This window comes from Protofrankia sp. CiP1_Cm_nod3 (assembly GCF_982290655.1).
Genome location: NZ_CEVIVD010000274.1, coordinates 1 through 2,795, shown reverse-complemented (window position 1 = coordinate 2,795; position 2,795 = coordinate 1). Strand labels below are relative to the sequence as shown.

3 protein-coding genes are annotated in these 2,795 nt (G+C 72.3%); 2 read left to right on the top strand and 1 reads right to left on the bottom strand.

All coding sequences use genetic code 11. The features are described 5' to 3' along the window. The first annotated feature begins 331 nt into the window (after positions 1 to 331). The gene (locus AC5LUJ_RS24175; RefSeq protein ID WP_250291565.1) at positions 332 to 574 is read left to right on the top strand and encodes a type II toxin-antitoxin system Phd/YefM family antitoxin; all 243 of its coding nucleotides are present in this window, start codon (positions 332 to 334) and stop codon (positions 572 to 574) included. Next, the gene (locus AC5LUJ_RS24170; protein ID WP_250291566.1) at positions 571 to 963 is read left to right on the top strand and encodes a type II toxin-antitoxin system VapC family toxin; all 393 of its coding nucleotides are present in this window, start codon (positions 571 to 573) and stop codon (positions 961 to 963) included. Before AC5LUJ_RS24175 ends, AC5LUJ_RS24170 begins: the two co-directional genes overlap by 4 nt. A gap of 177 nt (positions 964 to 1,140) precedes the next feature. Here the strand turns inward: AC5LUJ_RS24170 and AC5LUJ_RS24165 are convergent, their stop codons facing one another. Next, positions 1,141 to 2,280, bottom strand: a complete 1,140-nt coding sequence (locus AC5LUJ_RS24165) for a DUF8588 domain-containing protein (protein WP_493465859.1) — start codon at positions 2,278 to 2,280, stop codon at positions 1,141 to 1,143. Between the last annotated feature and the right edge of the window lie 515 nt (positions 2,281 to 2,795).

The following is a 2,795-nucleotide window of genomic DNA, read 5'->3' as shown; positions in this document are numbered from 1 at the left end:
ACCCCGACCCGGTCACCCTCGCCGCCGCCATCCACGCCCTCCTCGCTCCCACAACCCGGGCAGCCGTAGGTGGAAACCGCTACTGACACAACGTTTTCCACCTACGGTCGCGGAACCCGTAGGTGGAAAACGCTGCTGCCATGACGTTTTTCACCTACGGCTGGAGGTATCCACGGGACGGCGGCGCGCTTCCTCCACATGACCGTGGAAGACATCACCGTCCGGAAGGGCCGGCAGCGCACCCCGCCACTGCGCGGTGCCGCTCTGCGCCACTGCGTGGTGCCGCTCTGCCGGTTGCTCCGTTGCGCCAGCCCGGAGATAGACTAAGTTCATGGCTAAGCCCACTATCCAGGTCGGCGTGCACGAGGCGAAGACCCGGCTGTCCGAACTGCTGCGCGCCGTGGCGGCAGGTCAGGAGGTCGACATCCTGCGCAGCGGCAAGCCGGTAGCCAAGATCATCCCGTTCGCCCCCCGGAGCATGCGCGAGATCGGCGTCGACGAGGGGCGGTTCACCGTCCCCGACGACTTCGACGCCCCGCTGCCCGACGACATCGAGGACAGCTTCTACCGGTGAGCCGCTATCTGATCGACACGCAGGCATGGCTCTGGTCGCTCGCCGAGCCGCGGCGCCTGCGCGCGGACACCCGTGACCTGCTGGCCGACACCGCCAACGAGATCCTGCTGTCGGCCGCCAGCGGCTGGGAGATCTCGATCAAATACCGGCTGGGCAAACTGGCCCTCCCCGAACCGCCGCGCAGCTACGTGCCGGACCGGATACGGCGCACGGGCGTGACCCCGCTCGCGATCGAGCACGACCACGTGCTGCGGGTGGCGGCGCTGCCGGACCATCACCGGGATCCCTTCGACCGGCTCCTGGTAGCGCAGGCACAGGCACTGGACGTCCCGTTGATCACCGCGGACGGCCGGCTGTCGGCCTACGAGGTGAAAACCCTCCCAGCCTGACCCGTAAGCCGCCCGGCTTACCCCCATTTGGGGCGATGCCGAAGGCATCCGAGGTACCGACCCTCAGCCACGTGCTCGGGAAAGAAAAGCGATCACGATAACGAGTGCTCAAGTGGTTGCTCTAACAGCCACTTGAGCACTCGTTCCGGTGTGGGAGGGCCGCAAGGCGGCCGTTGGTCACGGGGAGTCTCTGTGGGAGGTGCGGGTTCCGTTACGGCGGGCGGCGCGTTCGTAGAGGTGGGCGGCGCGCAGCGGGTCGCCGTGGCGTTCGTGGAGCTCCGCGGCGCGGGCCCAGTCGTCCGCGAATTCGGCGTCGAGGGCGTCGTTCAGCCAGGTACGCGGTGCTGAGGGGGCCTCCGGTGCGCGGCTACGCAGTTTCTTCCACAGCTCGCGGGCGCGTTGCAGGCCACCGGCGGGTGGTTGCGGTGCCGGCTCGGGCTCGGGCTCCGGTGGGCGTGGGGTGGCCTGCGCGTCGACGTCCGCCAGCGCCGCTTCGATCTCCGGGGGGAGCTGGAGGTCCAGCTGCGGGCCGGGGCCGGCCCACAGCGTCCACACCGGGTGGCGGGTGCGCAGGTCGAAGGCGACGGCCCGGTCCGGCAGCGCCACCACGGCGACGTCGTCCCCGGCGCCGAACAGGGCCCGGCGGGCGCTCGGGGGCAGCCGCGGGCGCGTCCGGTAGCCGACCGGCAGGAACAGCGGGCCGGGCCCGAGGCGGTATAGCGGCTCACCGACCGGCAGCCGTTCGAGCAGGCCGCCGGGGGCCAGCAGCAGATGCCTGTCCCGGCCGCGGACGACGAACGCGGTCTCGGCGAGCGGATGCCCTTCCAGCAGCAACGGGACGGCCGTGAGATCGTCGTCGTCGAGCAGCGCCGCTTCGGCGTCGGCCTCGCTGGTACGGGCCGGGACGATCGCGACCGCCCGCCCCTCCAGCCGCAACGACGCGCTGCCCGCCGCTGGTGACGTGCCGGCCACCGCCGATGCGACCGGGTCCGGAGCCTCCAGCGGGTAGTCGTCGGCGAGCCGGACGAGCGTGGCCGCGTCCGTGGGCTCACCGAGACCGGCCAGCCGCCAGCAGCCGAAGGAGGCGTCGGCCAGCACCCACGTGCCGGCGTCCACCAGGTCGGCGAGCAGCGGGTCGGGCAGCGCGGACGCCATGGCGTGCTGGACCAGCAGCGCGTCGCCGGTCACCCGGCAGACCAGCACGAACGGGTCATGATCGAGCGCAGTCAGCAACGACGCGGGCAACGGCTCCCCCGACGTCGACGCAGGCACCCTGGAGCTCTGCCCGTACACCCAGGAGGTTCTGGAGCCTGTCACGGACAGTCGTAATTCGATGGCAACTCGTCCGCCATGGGACGCCCCGGCGACGGCCCTTCCCGCCCTCCGTCCGCCGTTGGCGGCGGACCATGATGCCCCGGCGACGCTCTCTCCCGTCCCTCGCCCGCCACCGGCGGCGGACCATGACGGCTCGACGACGGCGCCAGGCCCCGAGCTGGCAGATCCCGAGGCCGGAGCGCTCCGCCCGAGCTCGCCCGGCGGCTGGCCAGACCCCGAGCCGACAGGCCCCGAGCCGACAGACCCCGCACCCGTGGCAGCGGTGGGCTGCGCGGCTTCGTCGAACAGCGGGACGAGCCGGACCGGCCGGTACCGCACGTCCAGCCCCAGCTCCAGAGCACGTTGGACGACCCCGCCGGCCCGCGAGCCCGCCACCAGCACCACCGCCTCGGTGGACGGGCCGGCCGCCACCGGGTGGAGCCCGGCCGTCCGCACAACCTCGACAACGCTCACCGGCCGGAGCCCGGCCGCCGGCACCGACCCACGACCATCGTCCG

Excerpts from the sequence above, each read along its gene's own strand:
- AC5LUJ_RS24175 (WP_250291565.1), top strand. The coding sequence starts at position 332 with ATGGCTAAGCCCACTATCCAGGTCGGCGTGCACGAGGCGAAGACCCGG.